Here is a 14,471-nt window from a genome sequence, read left to right on the forward strand (position 1 = left end):
GCCACGATGCCGAGCGAAGTCCACCGCTGCGGAGCCGGTCCCATATCATCCCAGCCGAGTTCGACCGCTTCGACCATTGTCCGAGAGCCGTGGCTCGCCTCGGCCATGGCCGCGAGTGCGGTGTGGCCGGTTGGTTAGGCCTCCATCGATGAGTTCCGGAACCGTGATCTCCGGCGTGCTCACCGTGCGCAGGGCCTGGCGGAACTGAGCGAACTTGTCCAGCACCGTCTCGCCGACCGTTGAGTGACCCCAGATACTGATGCCCCGATAGGTCGTCGGCTCCCAGGTGGATTCGAGTTCCGGACCGATCACGATCGGGTTCCAGCCGACCTCGAGCTCGAATCCGGACGGCGTCACGCAGTAGTACGACAGTTCGCGGTCGTTGGTGTGCTGCCCGACCGACCACGCCATGCGGAAACCCAGATCCTTGACGCGCTGGAAGGATGCGAGCATGTCATCCAACGTCGCGGACTGGATATTGATGTGCTGCACCCGAGTTCGAATCGGATCGATCTTCACCCCGCGCAGGTTGGCGATCGCGATCGAGTGGTGGCGCTCGTTGACCCGCAGGAATCGGATCTTCATCTTCAGCCCGGAGACGTTCTCGTCGATGTAGTCGCTCAGTCGGGAGTCGAAAACGGTGTGGTAATAGCCGCGCATCGACTCCGGTTCGCGGGAAATGATCGCGACGTGTCCCATTCCGGCGTCCCCCGTCACCCAGCCCGAGCTGAGCATCCGCAGCGGATCCGGTGTGGTCACCGCAACCGTGAAGATCTCCTGCGCCAAACCTTTCGGGCCAGCGAAGCGCCACAGTCGCTCCACCCCGCGCAGGGCCGCCTCCGCCGATGTGCCCTCGGTGATCGGGACACCACGATCGGCCACCCGGGCGACGATGCGGTCGAAGGACTCGTGATCATCGACCTGCCAGCCCAAGGCCATGACATCCTCGGCGGGGCCGCGCTGGACCAGGAATCGGCAGGCGCGATCGTCCAGACGGAAGCGCAGCGCGTCCGCGCCGGTCTCGTCCACGTGCATCCCGATCGCGTCGGCAGCGAACCGCCGCCAGTCGGGCAGCCGATTCGATTGCACGACTACATAACCCAGATGGACGGCACCGAAAACCGAACCGTCGATATTCGGGCGCAGAAAGCCGCTCATGACCGCGTCTCCCGACTCAGCACCGACGGACCGGATCCGGCCGCACCGTAGATTTCGTGTCCGCCGAACCGCACCGTCCATCCGATGCCGACACCTTTGTCGATGCTCGTCACAGCTACCTCCACAGCCTCTAATGATCAAATCATCAGTTGCGAGGCAGCACTCCGTCAAGTGAATCTGATGATTTTGTCAGAAAGTGCGGAAACATGTTGCCTGCGCGAGATCAGGCCGTGCGACGATGTCGAGGTTTCAGCAGGTCGGCTACTGACCCTCTCCGCGCTTCTGATGATCCATTGACGTTCTGATGAAATCATCATACTGTGGTGGCCGCTACGGGAACAATCCCCGGATGTGGTCCTTCGGGTCGAAAGCCCCCCAATGACGAGAGGTCTCGACGTGACCGTCCAGCGCTCCTACGATGTCGCGATCGTCGGCTACGGCCCGTCCGGTGTGACTGCCGCGAACTTCCTCGGCCGACTCGGCCTCGAGGTCGTCGTCATCGAACGAGACGAGTCCATCTACAGCCGGGCCAGGGCGATCGCGACCGACGAGGAGGTCATCCGCATCTGGCAGCGGCTCGACCTGGCCGAACGCCTCGTGCAGGACATGCTGGCGGATAAGCCGCTCGAGTTCGTCGACGACGCGGGACGCTCGTTTCTGAACTTCGTCCCGGCACCGCGCGGCAATGGCCATCCCACGCAGGTGTTCATTTACCAGCCTGCGCTCGAGCAGGTGCTCCGCGACGGTGTGGACCGGTATCCGAATGTGAAAGTCCTTCTGCAGCACGAATGTATGCGCACCCGTCAAGACGACGACGGCGTCGAATTGCTGGTCGCCGATCTGCGCGCGGACACCTTCGAGCGCATACGCGCGTCCTATGTGATCGCCGCCGACGGCGGCTCCAGCCCGACCCGCGGGCTGCTCGGGGTGGGTTTCGAGGGGCGCACCTACGAGGACCGCTGGGTCGTCATCGATACCGAGGTCATCAATGAATGGCCGACCCACGATCGGCTGCGGTTCCATTGCAATCCGGCCCGACCGGCCGTGGACTGCCCCACCCCACTCGGTCATCACCGCTGGGAGTTCCCCGTACTGCCCGGTGAAGACGAAAAGGAACTCGTCACCGATGCCGCCGTGTGGCGTCTGCTCAATGCCCAGGGCATTACCGACAGTGAAGTCAAAATTCTTCGTGCGGTCGTCTACAGCCATCATGTCCGGTTCGCCGATCGGTGGCGGGTCGGCCGCATCTTTCTGGCCGGTGATGCCGCACATGTCATGCCGCCGTGGATCGGACAGGGCATGGCCGCCGGGGTCCGCGATGTGGCGAATCTGTGCTGGAAGCTCGCCGCGGTGGTCACCGGATCGCTGCCCGAGAGCGTGCTCGACAGCTACGAGGCGGAACGCCAACCACATGTCCGCGAAGTGACCAAGGCCGCAGTCTTTTTCGGTCGCGTCATCACCGAGCGGCGGCCACCGGTGACCGCCGCGCGAAATATCGCCTTCCGCGCAGCCATGCGACTTCCGTTCGTCGGCGATTACCTACGCAGCGCCAAATGGTTTCCGGCGGCCCACTATCCGAAGGGTTTGCTTTCCCCGTCGAAGCACGCGGCGGTGGGACACCTACCACCACAGCCCTGGGTGCTCGACGAGGTCGGCGACCGCGAGCGACTCGACGATGTGATCGGAGCGGGGTGGCGGCTGATCCATCTCGGACCGGCACGCGCCTGGCCCGAGTGGACGGCCGCCGGGGTGCCCCTGATGCGGCTCCAACCAGCGGGGACGGCGATATCGCAAGGGGCTGCCGTCGATATCGACAACGCCCTGGTCGACTGGATGCGTCAGCACGACGCGACGGTGCTGGCGCTGCGGCCCGACGGGTTCGTCTACGCCGCCGCCGATGCGAACGAGACGTTGCCGTCACCGCCGAAGGGACTCACGGTGGCAGCCGAAATATCGAGCCCAACAGAATGATTCACCGATAAGGGACAGCGAAAATGAGCACACCGACGATGATCGAGCAGACCGTCGACGTAGGCGGCAAAACGATCTTCTACGCCGAGACCGGCGCAGGCCCGGCCGTATTGCTGCTGCACGGGGGCGGCCCCGGCGCCTCCGGGGTCGCCAACTTCTCCCGCAATATCGCCGAATTGGCGAAGAGCTTCCGGGTGATCGTGCCGGATCTGCCCGGCTATGGACGGTCCAGCAAGGGTGTCGACCAGAACGACCCGTTCGGCTATCTGGCCAACTCCATTCGCGGCCTGCTCGACCGACTCGACATTCGCAAGGCGCATTTGGTCGGCAACTCCTACGGCGGCGCGTGCGCACTGCGACTGGCACTGGACACGCCCGATCGTGTCGACCGCATGGTCCTGATGGGCCCCGGCGGAATCGGCACCACCCGCGCGCTACCGACCACCGGGCTGCAACATCTCCTCGCGTACTACGGCGGCTCCGGCCCCTCCCGTGACAAGCTGGAAACCTTCATCCGCGAAGACCTCGTCTTCGACGGCAGTGCGGTGCCCGCCGAGGTCATCGACACCCGCTACCAGTCGAGCATCGACCCCGAGGTCATCGCGAATCCGCCACTGCGCCGCCCGTCCGGCCTGCGCACCCTGTGGCGGATGGATTTCACCCGCGACAGCCGGCTGGCCGAGTTGGGCACTCCGACGCTGGTGATCTGGGGCAGCGCCGACAAGGTCAACCGCCCCAGCGGGGGAAAGATGTTGGCGGACATCATGCCCAACTGCGATCTGCTACTCGCCGCGAACGCCGGGCATTGGGTGCAGTGGGAACGCGCCGACTATTTCAACCAGGTCACCCATGCCTTCCTGACGGTCTGAGTCCGGACAGCTCATTGGCTGCCCTGGCCGGTCGGGTGGGTGATCTGGCGCCACTCGCGATCCCAGTGGATATGGCGCTGGCGGTCGAGGGCCCAGGTGGTGGCGCAGAGGAAGGCTGCCGCGCCGAGCCAGATTTCGAGCAGCACGGCCGCGCCGACACTGATGCCGTGCACGGCGGCGAGGCTGGATCGCAGCGGGGCGCTGGTCGGGAGTCCGTCCGGGCCGAGCCAGACCGGGGTCGGCTGACCCGCTTTTGCGTTATCGGGGACGCCGACTATCGCGGTCGCGGACTTTCCGTCGCGGGTCCAGGACACCTGCGCCTGGTAGTGCTCGACCATCGAGCCGTTTCGGTCCGCGACCGGTGCCGTGGCCCGCACGGGATTGCCGGTGATGGTGGCAGTCACAGCGACTTTCGACGCATTCTCGGTGCGGATCCGCGCCGAGGCCGTGCCGTAGGCGGCGGTCCCTGCTGCCGCCGCGATCGGCACCGCGATCAGCACGATCAGGACGACCAGAATCCGCATGATCCCCTGCATGCGATCCGATATCCGCATCAGTGGGCTGAGATTCCAGGGCTGCACACGCCAGAGGCGAACCGGCAGCGTTGGCGACTCCGACACGTTCATCACCTCCTACGGCGGAGTCACGGCCCGCGCGGAACCGCGACCCTTACTACGAGCATTCCCCTACGTCACCAGTTGATGCACCCCTGAAAGCCGATAAACCGAGTACGAAATTGGATGAACTCCCCTCGATGCGGGGTTCATCAGGTATCTCGCACCTATCGAGACGGATTCGGCGCCCGGTAGCCCTGAAGGCCGAAAATCCGAACAACGCCCCGAGCGCGACCATGCCGGCACCGAGACCGAAGTGCAGCCAGTTGTCGGCGGTGTCCACCGGGCTGAAGTTCGCTCGCTGCCCTGGTCGGTGACCAGGCCCGTTCACGAGCGGTCCCAACCCGCGCTCGGCGAACGAGCCGGCGGAGCGGGAAAAACCGCAGGTCCAACCTGGTCTGCCGGGAGTATCGACCGCCGAAACGCCACGCCATGGCCAGCGCTGGGCAACGGTTGAACGCGCAGTAGGGTCGACACCCCCGGGGCTGCTATTTCGGGAGGTATCAGTTGTCGATACGGATAGCGCTGATCATCGTGCTGCTGGCCGGAGTCGCCGCGTGCGCCCCGCGACTGGATCCGAGCGCCCATCCGGTGATCGATATCGGACCGGCGCGCCGGTGACTATCCGCAGATGACCTCGACCGCACCGGCGAGCAGTGCCAGCCCACAGTTGAGCTCGTCCTCGGTAATGGTCAACGGCGGCAACAGCTTTACCACTTCGTCGGCGGAGCCCGAGGTTTCGACCAGCAGCCCGCGTTCGAAGGCGAGTTGACATACTTTGCCCGCACGTGAGGCGTCCTCGAAGACGAGTCCGTGCACCAGCCCACGCCCACGGGTCGACACACCCGGGAACGCCGCCGCGATATCGGCGAGGGCGGCCGCCACGAGCTCGCCCTTGGCCAGCGTCGCGAACTCCAGTGCGGTATCGGACCAGTAGTGCTCGAGCGCCACCCGCGCGGTGACGAATGCCGCATTGTTGCCGCGGAAGGTGCCATTGTGCTCGCCGGGCGCCCACTGATCGAGTTCGGGCTTGAAGAGCACCAGCGCCATGGGCAATCCGTAGCCGCCGATCGATTTGGACAGCGTCACGATATCGGGCGTGATACCGGCCAGCTCGAACGAGAAGAACCCGCCGGTCCGTCCGCAACCCATCTGCACATCGTCGACGATCAGCAAAATGCCACGCGCCGAGCACAACTCGGCCAACTGCCGCAGCCATTGCGCGCGTGCGACATTCACCCCGCCCTCCCCCTGCACCGTCTCCACTATCACCGCGGCGGGCTTGTCCAGGCCAGAGGACGAATCATCCAGCGCGCGCCGCAGCCACCGCAGATCGTCGTGCTCGTCGAGAAATCCGTCGTAGGGCATGGGCGTCACATGCGGCAGCGGCACGCCGGCTCCGGCGCGTTTGGCGGCATTGCCCGTCACCGCCAACGCGCCCAGCGACATGCCGTGGAAGGCGTTGGTGAAGCTGACAACGGTCTGGCGGCCGGTGACTTTTCGGGCCAGCTTCAGCGCGGCCTCAACGGCATTCGCACCGGTCGGGCCGGGAAACTGCACCTTGAAGTCCAGACCGCGCGGCGCGAAGATCCGGTCACGCAGGGCCTCGAGCAGTCCCCGCTTGGCGACGGTCGACATGTCGAGGCTGTGGGTGATCCCGTCACCGACGATGTAGTCGATCAGCGCCCGCTTGAGGATGGGGTTGTTGTGGCCGTAGTTGAGTGCACCTGCGCCCGCGAAGAAGTCCAGGTAGTCCTTGCCGTTCTCATCGCGCAGCCAGGCGCCGCTGCCGGTATCGAAGACGGCGGGCCAGGCTCGGCAGTACCCGCGCACGTTGGACTCGAGTGACTCGAAAACGGTCATCGGGACGACAGTCATCGACGATCCTTCCTGTCGTGCGCGAGCGACTCCGCCCACTCGATGCGACGGCGCAAATCTGAAGTGACTGTGTTTCTAACATCGGCGCACCGGCTTTGTAGCACTTTTCCAAAAATCGCGCGCACACCTACCGCGCGTCCGCCTGGTCGCCGTAGAGTTAACCGTTTGTGCGCGGCAGTGTGGAGAGCGACAGATCGCTGCCCGTGGCAGCGCCCTGGTTCCGAACCGCACGGTTGTATCTCTATCTCGCCCGGGCCGGATTCCGGCGCCAATCCCAGTACAAACTCGCGATGTTCGCCGGACTCTTCACCAACTGCATCTTCGGGTTCGTCCGCGCCGCGGTCATGATGGCCGCGGTGCGCGCCTCGGGCGGGTTCGGTGGTTACGACGCGGGATCGATCGGCGCCTACGTCTGGCTGTCACAGGCCCTGCTCGGCGCGACCCAATTCATGGGTCCACCACTGGAATTAGTGGACCGGGTCAAGAACGGCGATATCGCGATCGACTTCCTGCGTCCGGTCGATGTCCAATTCAGCTATCTCACCATCGATCTCGGCCGCGCCGCCTGCACGATCCTGCCGCGCGGCGCGCCGAGTGTGCTGGTCGGCGTGTTCACCTTCGGGCTCGCCATGCCCGGCACACCGGGCCCCTACCTACTCGGACTGGTCAGTGTGGTTCTGGCCGTTGCGTTGTCGTTTCTATGCCTTTTCGCCGTCGGATTGATCGGATTCTGGGTGGTGGAGACACGCGGCATTCGGGTGCTATACCAGATTTGCGGCACGTTCCTGGCCGGGCTATTTGTTCCGGTGCACATGTTCCCGGCATGGCTGCGCACCGTCGCGCAGGCCACCCCGTTCCCGTCGATCCTGCAGTCGCCGATCGACATCCTGTCGGGTCGGGTCACCGGACTGACCGCCGTGACGGTCGTTGCCACACAGGTCTTCTGGGTGCTCGCGGTCGGTGCGATCGGCCGCGTGCTGTTGGCGGCCGGACGTCGCAGGCTGGAGGTGCAAGGTGGCTGAGCCTCCGTATACGCCCCTACCGGCCGGAACCCGGTTCACCCCCTACGCGGCCGTGTTGCGATCCCGGATACGGGCCCAACGCACCTACCGATTGTCCTTCGCCAGTGAGGTATTCAGCGCCTTCCTGATCGGCGTTGTCGAGTTCGCCGAGGTGTGGGTCATCTACCACAACGTCCGGGTGCTCGGCGGGCTCGACCTGAACGGCGCACTATTGCTGTTCGGCCTCAGCAATACCGGATTCGCGCTGGCCCAAGTCCTGTTCGGCCACCTCGATTCGCTACCGACGCTCATCCGGCTCGGTACGCTCGACGCCTACCACCTACGCCCCCAACCACTACTGCTGCAGCTGATCACCAGCGATATTTCACTGCGCCGGTTGGCGCGCGCCTCGGTGGCGATCATCGTGCTCGGATCGGGACTTATTCGCAACGATATCGATTGGGGGCCCCGGACTTTCGTACTCTTGACGACCACCCTGATAAGTGGTGTCGCCGTCTTCGGCGGCCTGTTCGTCTGCGCCGCGGGCGCACAGTTCTACCTGATCGACGGTTCGGAACTGACCAACAGCTTCACCTACGGGGGTTCGTTCGCCGCCATGCAACCCGCTTCGGTGTTCCCGACATCGCTGAAGCTGGTGTTCGGCTTCGCCATTCCGGTCGCGTTCACGGCGTACCTACCGACCATCGCACTCCTGCACCTACCCGGCCCGCCGCTGCTGCCATCCTGGCTGGCCTGGTTGACACCGTTGGCGGCGCTGTGGGTGTGGCTGCTCGCGTTGGGCTTGTGGCGACTAGGTACTCGGCACTATCAAGGAGGGGGCGGATAAGCGTGGTAGAGAGCGCGCTACCGGACTCGATCATCGACATCGAGAATCTGACAAGAGAATTCACGCTGCATCGCAAGAACGGGCACCGCTGGCGACGCAGCCGCGAGACGCTCACCGCGGTCGACCGGATGACGTTCCGAATCGAACGCGGCTCGGCGGTGGGCTATATCGGGGCGAACGGGGCGGGCAAATCCACCACGATCAAAATGCTGACCGGCATCCTGGTCCCGACCTCGGGCACGGTGCGCACCTGTGGTCTGGACCCGGTGCGCCAGCGGCGCGAACTCGCCGCCCGCATCGGGGTGGTCTTCGGCCAGCGCTCCCAGCTGTGGTGGGATCTGCCACTGCGCGAATCGTTTTCGATCCTGGCCGCGATCCATCGGCTGGAATCCGATGTCGCGCAAAAACGCACCTACGAGCTGGTCGAACAGTTGGAGATGGCCGAGACGCTGGATACCCCGGTGCGCCAGCTCTCGCTGGGTCAGCGCATGCGGGCCGAGGTCGCCGCGGCGCTGCTGCACTCGCCCGAACTGGTCATTCTCGACGAGCCGACCATAGGCCTGGATGTGCTGTCGAAACAGCGACTACGCGAATTCCTCCGCGCCGAACGCACCGAGCGCGGCACCACGCTGCTGCTCACCACCCACGATATGGGCGATATCGAACGGCTCTGCGATCGCGTGCTCGTCGTCGACCGCGGCAGCCTGGTGTACGACGGTTCACTGACCGGACTCGCGGTGCGGGTGGGCGCCCGACGGGTGCTGGTCGTCGATCTGGTCGAACCCACCCGCAATCTCGACGATCTGCCGAGTACCGAACTGCTGACCAGCGAGGGCAACGGGATGCGGCAGCGTTTGGCCTTCGATGCCGAAGCAACCACGGCCGCACAGGTTCTCGCCGCCGTGTCCGATCGCGCGGAGGTGCGCGATCTGTCCATAGAAGAGCCGGACATCGAGGATGTGGTCCGGCGGATCTATGAATCCGCGTGGTGACCGCGACTCGCTGTCCGGCTCCCGATTCTATTGCTATTCAGTCACTTTCGGGTTCACGCGCGCCCTGGTCGAGCCGGAACGGCGGGTATTCGTCACGCATCAGCGAGGCATAGGCACCGACCCGGATGGACCAGCGATGCACGCCGAGCAGGAAGTCGAACAGACCCTTGGGATACACCGCGGTGAAAAGCAGTGCCACCACAGCGACCAGCAGCAGCACATTGGCCAGCGTGAATCCGCCCCAGCCGTTGTCGCCGCCGCCCACACCGGCACTGAAGACCGCGCCGAGGATCAGATAGTGCGGAATGGCCAGCAGCCACCACTTCACCAGCACCAGACCACGACTCAGCTGCTCCGGGTAGTCGATCTCCAGATCCGCCGGATAGTCGGGATCCGATTGCAGACTGAACGGCGGGTACTTATCGGTGCCGAGCACCGAGTAGGCGTAGAAGCCGACCCGCCACCCCCAACGCATGACTCCGACATTGAAGTCGAATAGCGCGCGCGGATACTGCCCGGTGATCAGGATCGCGAAGAATGCAATGACCGAAACGATCACGTACGCGATGTACAGGAAAATCAGAATGATGGCGTGTGGGATGGCCAGGATCCACTTGACCAGCCACATCCACCGCGATAGCGCGGGATCGAGATCTCCTCGGACACGTACCGGATTGACCGGGCTCGCGGCTTTGGCGGTGTTCTCGGGCTCCATGATCGATGCTCCTTCCAGGTGCTTCGATGCCTCGATAACGAGTGAGGAATGTCCTGATTGTCCCGTACTGGACATTCGCTCACGCCACGTTCAGATACCGACACGCCAACGAAAAGGTGCGCGGTGGGCGCGATGAATCGCGTTCCCCGCAGCGCGGAGCAGAACGTCCTGTGGACGCAAAGCGGTCCCCTCGCCCCTCTGGGCTTGCCGAGCTCAACGCCCTCCGCTGCAGGATCGCATGACACCGCTGTCGCGAAATCCCCAACGCCGCAGCAGCTTCCCCGCACTGCCTCCCCTGCACCGACCAACTCGATCAGCTGATCACCGAACCGGGCCACATCCTCCGAAATCGACACGGTCGCCGCAACCTCTCACATCGAGAGTGTTGCGACGACCACGTGAACCCAAATGTTGTCCTCGGAAGCAAGGCGCATTCGGCGTTTCAGGACCTCGGCGACCTACTCGTGGTGCTCGGTGACCGTGCCGTCCGGGTGCTCGGTGACGATCCGCCCGTCCGGGAAATGCTCGACCACGCGGCCGTCGAGGAACCGGGCGCGGTTGCGTACCGCCTTGAAACTGTCGCTGTCCATCGTCGCGGTCAGGGCGGATGCGATCCGGTCTGGTTCGATGCCCATGGACTGGAGTTCCTGGGTTGGGACCGAGTCCTCATTGGCGAGGATGGCAAGCATCAGATGCTCGACCCCGACGTAGCCGTCGCCACGTTCGCGGGCGATGGACTCCGCTGACCTGATCACGTCCGCGTATCGCGGGGTGAAAACAAGTCCTTCGCTGGTCGTCATGTGACTTATTTTCCCATCACATCCCGAGGATTTCGTCCCAATCCCAGTAGTCCGGGCCCATCAGATCGGTGTGTTTGCGGCACAGGAAGTAGCCCCAGCTGCCATCAGGTTGACGTACCTTCACGTGCTGACCGTCGTTGAGCCTCGAGCAGCTGAGTTTCGGGGTTCCGGCCGGAGTCCCTTCGGATTCGGGCCACTTCGCGGAGTCGCTGCCGCGGCACGCGCTGTTGTCGTTGTGGGGGTCGACGTGCCCGAACAGGCACGGCCCGTTGACCAGTGTCGGTGCCGCGTCGGCTGGCGGGGTGATCGCACCGAACATCGATGCGGTGATTGCGCACGCCGCGAGAGCGGCTCTGATGATCTTCAATTGTTTCCTCCATCAGGGATTCCAAGAAGACGGCCCGGCCCTCACGCACGAGGGTCGGGCCGCCTTGGTTGTGGAGAGCTACTACTTGCGACTCGGTGCAGCTATCGCCCCCACGGCCGAATTACGTCGTCGCCTCGGTCTTCGCGAGGGTCTTGATTCCAGTTGTCGTGGCTGTTGCCATCGGGCCCGGGGTCCTCCACTCGCGCCATCATCTGTTGGTCACCTCCCTTCGAACGTCGTTGCTTGCATCGGGGGTTCTGCACCGCCTGCCTCGACAAACCGAATCGGAGCGTGCGGCGCGTAGGTCGCTGCGGGGTTCACGGTGTTCAGCTCGCACTGCTGCACAAGCCGTTGCGGTACTTGGCCGCCGAAGTGTTCGAGGGTGGGCGCGATGACCGCGTCGACATCGAGGGCTTGGACCACGTTGACCAGCCGTCCCTCGGGGTCGACGGTCTCGGCACCGAACGTCACGGTTTTGGCGAGGTCGTAGCCGAGACGTTTTGCGCGGCTGCGGATCTGGATCTCGTCCCAGTCTTGGGAGACACCCGAGATGTCTTTGCGTAGGTAACCGATCGCGGTAGGTGTTGGCCTCACTGGCCTGCCCCGTTCGCGCTCACAGTGGCAGCGTCGTTGCGCGGCAAGAATTCTCGGTATGGCCGTGCGTTGATCAGTGACCGTCCGTGGTCGGTGATCCGCCAGCCGACCGGGACTGTGCGGGAACCATGGGCGAGACCGGAATCGGCGAGCCCCTGCACCGCTGCGCGCGTGGCGGCCTCGGCGCGACGAGCGTGGCCGCAGAGTTCGCGCACTGTCAGTGCTTGCGTGGGTTTCAGAATCGCCAGTGCGGCCAACACTTTGGCCTGTGGCTCAGTGAGCGCCATCTCTCACCCTCCGTCGTCGATGGTGAGGCAACTCGAGGCCAGTGACGACTGACACGGCCCCGAGCGCCCACCTCGGACGGTACGAATCCAGCCACCACCCGAGCCATGAGTTTGCAAAAACTTGGAAGAATTCGCGGTTTGCCAACCGAGTTCTTGCACGGGGCGGATGATCGGAAGGTGCGGAAACACCGCGCGTTTCACAACTAAGGGGGCCGACATGCGGCTGACATTCCTTGGCAAGGGCGGGTCCGGAGATCGTGACTGCCCGACTCTGTACGCCACCGACCAGGACAGTTTTCTTGTCCAGGGGTGGCGAACCGACCAGGCTGACACCATTGAAATCCCCCACCTGCTACCAGGATTCGCCGATCCGGATACGTTCATCGGTGCGACGATGACCGATACCGGCCGCGGCACCTTCCGCCTGTCAGGCCGCCCCGTCACAGACGACGAAACACTCGGTCGGCTCACACTGGCCGTCGACGAGACCGCGATCGAGGTGCCGAAGCTAGAGAGGACGTTCTACGGTGCTGCTAGTCCACGGACCCGCCGCTGATGACCTGTTCCGCAAGTGTCGGCACGAGGCATTCCACCTCGAGGTGCGCGATACCTATGCGGTGGCGTCGGAATCGGAAGGCCTGAGACGGTTCCTCGCGGGCGAGCCCGACCCGACCGATTACGGCCAACGGCCGTGGGCGCAATTCATGCGGGAGACGGTCGGGCGCGGTGTCACAGTGCGTAGGGTGCGTGTCGTGACCGTCCCGCACTCCGACTATCAACGGTGGTTGCTGTCGATCACGGTGAGCAACGTCGCCGCCGGCGAAGACATCCGGTATGTCCCGCGGCACCATGCCGGGAACGTTCCGCCGGATGACTGGTGGCTGTTCGACGATGAGCTCGTCGCGTTCAATCTGGTCGACCGGGACGGGCGGCCCGCAGGAATGGCGGTTACTTCCGACCTGGAGATCGTCGACCGGTGCCGCGGTGTACGAGATCGGTTATGGGCGCTGGCAACGCCGTACGCCGACTACCTCAACTCGGTCGATACCCGGTGACGAACGCCGCTCGAGATGCTCGGGAGGCCCTCGGCCAACGCTTGCGCGAGATTCGGCGTAGGGCAGGGCTTTCCGGGCGTCAGCTCGCCGCGCTGGCAGACTGGCACGAATCGAAGATATCCAAACTCGAATACGGCAAGCTGCGTGCCTCTGACGCCGACGTCCGCGCCTACTGCGCCCATGCTGGTGCCGAGGATGAACTCGCGGACCTGCTCGCCACCCTGCACAACATCGACGCCGCCTACATGGAAATGCGGCGTCTGCTCAGCACCGGGACCGGGCGCGGCCAAGATGAACTGGTCAAGCTGGCCGAGCGGACCCAGCTGACGCGTATCTATCAGAACGTCCTGATCCCAGGAATTTTGCAGACTCCCGAGTACGCGCGAGCGATCCTCGAGCGATCTATCATGCGGCACCGACTCCCGAACGATATCGACACAGGCATCGCCAAGCGCATGGAGCGTCAGCGATTCCTCTACCACGGCGACCGCCGGTTTCACGTCCTGTTAGCCGAGCAGGCGCTACTGACCACCGTCGGCAACGATTCGGTGATGCTCGGCCAGCTGGACCGCCTGCTCGTCGCCGCCGGGCTCCCGCGTGTCACCCTCGGCATCGTCCCGGCCACCGCTGAGATTCCGCAGCAGACAACCAATTTCGTGATGTTCGACGACCGCGTGACCACCGTGGAAACCATCACGGCCGAGCTGACCGTCACCCAGCCACGCGAAGTCGCGACGTATGGGCGAACGTTCGACATGCTCGCCGAATTGTCCGTCACCGGTGACATTGCCCGCGCGTTGATCCTGGCCGCAGTCGATCGCAGACGAACGGCGTCTCAGTAGCGCGGCACTCATCACGGCCGCGCTGGAGCGCAACGTCTGACTCGAGCGTGCATCGGCCTGGGAGGTCCGCGGACACAAAGCGGCCCCCAGCTTTGATGCTGGGGGCCGCGTGGGTCTTCGGGGCGAAACCCTTACGGACGCTTGGACTCTCCGTCGGCTATGCCAGCAGTGAAGGCATCCCATTCAACGGGTGTGAAGACGAGCGCGGGGCCCGTGGGGTTCTTCGAGTCGCGCACGCCGATCTGGCCGTCATCGAGGAAGGCAACTTCCACACAGTCCTTGCTGGCCCCGCTGCGAGTGCTCTTGAACCAATCCGCATTCAACAAATCAGCAATCACTCGACATGCCCCTTCGCACCGGCAATGAACGCATCCCACTCGCTCGGCGTGAACACGAGAGCCGGGCCGGTCGGGTTTTTGGAGTCCCGCACGCCAACCTGACCGTCACCGAGGAAGGCAACTTCCACACAGTCCTTGCTGCC

General features: G+C 64.4%; 18 protein-coding genes and 1 pseudogene. 8 read left to right on the forward strand and 11 right to left on the reverse strand.

All coding sequences use genetic code 11. The features are described 5' to 3' along the window. Positions 1-45: 45 nt before the first annotated feature. Positions 46-1,158, reverse strand: a complete 1,113-nt coding sequence (locus ABZW16_RS20880) for a VOC family protein (protein ID WP_354957592.1) — start codon at positions 1,156-1,158, stop codon at positions 46-48. A gap of 378 nt (positions 1,159-1,536) precedes the next feature. Between ABZW16_RS20880 and ABZW16_RS20885 the strand changes: the two genes are divergently transcribed. Further along, positions 1,537-3,129 carry a bifunctional 3-(3-hydroxy-phenyl)propionate/3-hydroxycinnamic acid hydroxylase gene (locus ABZW16_RS20885; protein WP_354957593.1) on the forward strand — a complete coding sequence of 531 codons (1,593 nt, stop codon included), beginning with the start codon at positions 1,537-1,539 and terminating at the stop codon, positions 3,127-3,129. Positions 3,130-3,152: 23 nt separating this feature from the next. Continuing rightward, complete coding sequence (locus ABZW16_RS20890) at positions 3,153-3,998, forward strand: alpha/beta hydrolase (RefSeq protein WP_354957594.1); 846 nt, start codon at positions 3,153-3,155, stop codon at positions 3,996-3,998. 11 nt (positions 3,999-4,009) lie between these two features. On the opposite strand, the gene ABZW16_RS20895 is transcribed toward ABZW16_RS20890, so the two are convergent. The 3 genes and pseudogenes from ABZW16_RS20895 to ectB all read right to left on the reverse strand — a co-directional run bounded on the left by ABZW16_RS20895 (position 4,010) and on the right by ectB (position 6,490). Further along, positions 4,010-4,618 (reverse strand): hypothetical protein, encoded by a 609-nt coding sequence (locus ABZW16_RS20895; protein ID WP_354957595.1) that lies wholly within the window; start codon positions 4,616-4,618, stop codon positions 4,010-4,012. Positions 4,619-4,829: 211 nt separating this feature from the next. Then, a pseudogene (locus tag ABZW16_RS20900) lies at positions 4,830-4,936 on the reverse strand (DUF4383 domain-containing protein); the annotation flags it as partial. A 297-nt stretch (positions 4,937-5,233) separates the two neighbouring features. Next, entirely contained in the window at positions 5,234-6,490 is a 1,257-nt protein-coding gene (gene ectB, locus ABZW16_RS20905; RefSeq protein WP_354957596.1) for a diaminobutyrate--2-oxoglutarate transaminase, read from the reverse strand. A 203-nt stretch (positions 6,491-6,693) separates the two neighbouring features. Between ectB and ABZW16_RS20910 the strand changes: the two genes are divergently transcribed. From ABZW16_RS20910 to ABZW16_RS20920, 3 genes are read left to right on the forward strand one after another with little or no spacing between them, the layout of a single operon-like run. Beyond that, entirely contained in the window at positions 6,694-7,512 is an 819-nt protein-coding gene (locus ABZW16_RS20910) for an ABC-2 family transporter protein (RefSeq protein WP_354957597.1), read from the forward strand. After that, on the forward strand, positions 7,505-8,338 hold the full coding sequence (locus ABZW16_RS20915; protein WP_354957598.1) for an ABC-2 family transporter protein: 834 nt from the start codon (positions 7,505-7,507) through the stop codon (positions 8,336-8,338). The genes ABZW16_RS20910 and ABZW16_RS20915 overlap by 8 nt, the downstream gene beginning before the upstream one ends. 2 nt (positions 8,339-8,340) lie before the next feature. After that, positions 8,341-9,330, forward strand: a complete 990-nt coding sequence (locus ABZW16_RS20920; protein ID WP_354957599.1) for an ATP-binding cassette domain-containing protein — start codon at positions 8,341-8,343, stop codon at positions 9,328-9,330. A gap of 37 nt (positions 9,331-9,367) precedes the next feature. On the opposite strand, the gene ABZW16_RS20925 is transcribed toward ABZW16_RS20920, so the two are convergent. The 5 genes from ABZW16_RS20925 to ABZW16_RS20945 all read right to left on the reverse strand — a co-directional run bounded on the left by ABZW16_RS20925 (position 9,368) and on the right by ABZW16_RS20945 (position 12,093). After that, positions 9,368-10,045: a DUF4389 domain-containing protein gene (locus ABZW16_RS20925; protein ID WP_354957600.1), complete on the reverse strand. Its 678-nt coding sequence runs from the start codon at positions 10,043-10,045 to the stop codon at positions 9,368-9,370. A 458-nt stretch (positions 10,046-10,503) separates the two neighbouring features. Next, the gene (locus tag ABZW16_RS20930) at positions 10,504-10,845 is read right to left on the reverse strand and encodes a Clp protease N-terminal domain-containing protein (protein WP_354957601.1); all 342 of its coding nucleotides are present in this window, start codon (positions 10,843-10,845) and stop codon (positions 10,504-10,506) included. 16 nt (positions 10,846-10,861) lie between these two features. Further along, complete coding sequence (locus tag ABZW16_RS20935; RefSeq protein WP_354957602.1) at positions 10,862-11,212, reverse strand: hypothetical protein; 351 nt, start codon at positions 11,210-11,212, stop codon at positions 10,862-10,864. A 219-nt stretch (positions 11,213-11,431) separates the two neighbouring features. Beyond that, on the reverse strand, positions 11,432-11,806 hold the full coding sequence (locus tag ABZW16_RS20940; protein ID WP_354957603.1) for a hypothetical protein: 375 nt from the start codon (positions 11,804-11,806) through the stop codon (positions 11,432-11,434). Next, entirely contained in the window at positions 11,803-12,093 is a 291-nt protein-coding gene (locus tag ABZW16_RS20945; RefSeq protein ID WP_354957604.1) for a hypothetical protein, read from the reverse strand. Before ABZW16_RS20945 ends, ABZW16_RS20940 begins: the two co-directional genes overlap by 4 nt. 217 nt (positions 12,094-12,310) lie before the next feature. Here ABZW16_RS20945 and ABZW16_RS20950 point away from each other — a divergent pair, with 217 nt between their 5' ends. The 3 genes from ABZW16_RS20950 to ABZW16_RS20960 are packed head-to-tail and all read left to right on the forward strand — an operon-like array spanning position 12,311 to position 13,990. Next, the gene (locus ABZW16_RS20950) at positions 12,311-12,649 is read left to right on the forward strand and encodes a hypothetical protein (RefSeq protein WP_354957605.1); all 339 of its coding nucleotides are present in this window, start codon (positions 12,311-12,313) and stop codon (positions 12,647-12,649) included. Beyond that, on the forward strand, positions 12,621-13,148 hold the full coding sequence (locus ABZW16_RS20955) for a DUF6879 family protein (RefSeq protein ID WP_354957606.1): 528 nt from the start codon (positions 12,621-12,623) through the stop codon (positions 13,146-13,148). Before ABZW16_RS20950 ends, ABZW16_RS20955 begins: the two co-directional genes overlap by 29 nt. Further along, the gene (locus ABZW16_RS20960) at positions 13,145-13,990 is read left to right on the forward strand and encodes a helix-turn-helix transcriptional regulator (protein WP_354957607.1); all 846 of its coding nucleotides are present in this window, start codon (positions 13,145-13,147) and stop codon (positions 13,988-13,990) included. Before ABZW16_RS20955 ends, ABZW16_RS20960 begins: the two co-directional genes overlap by 4 nt. A 131-nt stretch (positions 13,991-14,121) precedes the next feature. On the opposite strand, the gene ABZW16_RS20965 is transcribed toward ABZW16_RS20960, so the two are convergent. Both ABZW16_RS20965 and ABZW16_RS20970 read right to left on the reverse strand, forming a co-directional pair. Further along, positions 14,122-14,328, reverse strand: coding sequence for a DUF397 domain-containing protein (locus ABZW16_RS20965; protein ID WP_354957608.1), 207 nt, complete (start codon positions 14,326-14,328; stop codon positions 14,122-14,124). Next, complete coding sequence (locus ABZW16_RS20970) at positions 14,325-14,456, reverse strand: DUF397 domain-containing protein (protein ID WP_354957613.1); 132 nt, start codon at positions 14,454-14,456, stop codon at positions 14,325-14,327. Before ABZW16_RS20970 ends, ABZW16_RS20965 begins: the two co-directional genes overlap by 4 nt. Between the last annotated feature and the right edge of the window lie 15 nt (positions 14,457-14,471).

This window comes from Nocardia sp. NPDC004604 (assembly GCF_040609795.1).
Taxonomy (GTDB): domain Bacteria; phylum Actinomycetota; class Actinomycetes; order Mycobacteriales; family Mycobacteriaceae; genus Nocardia.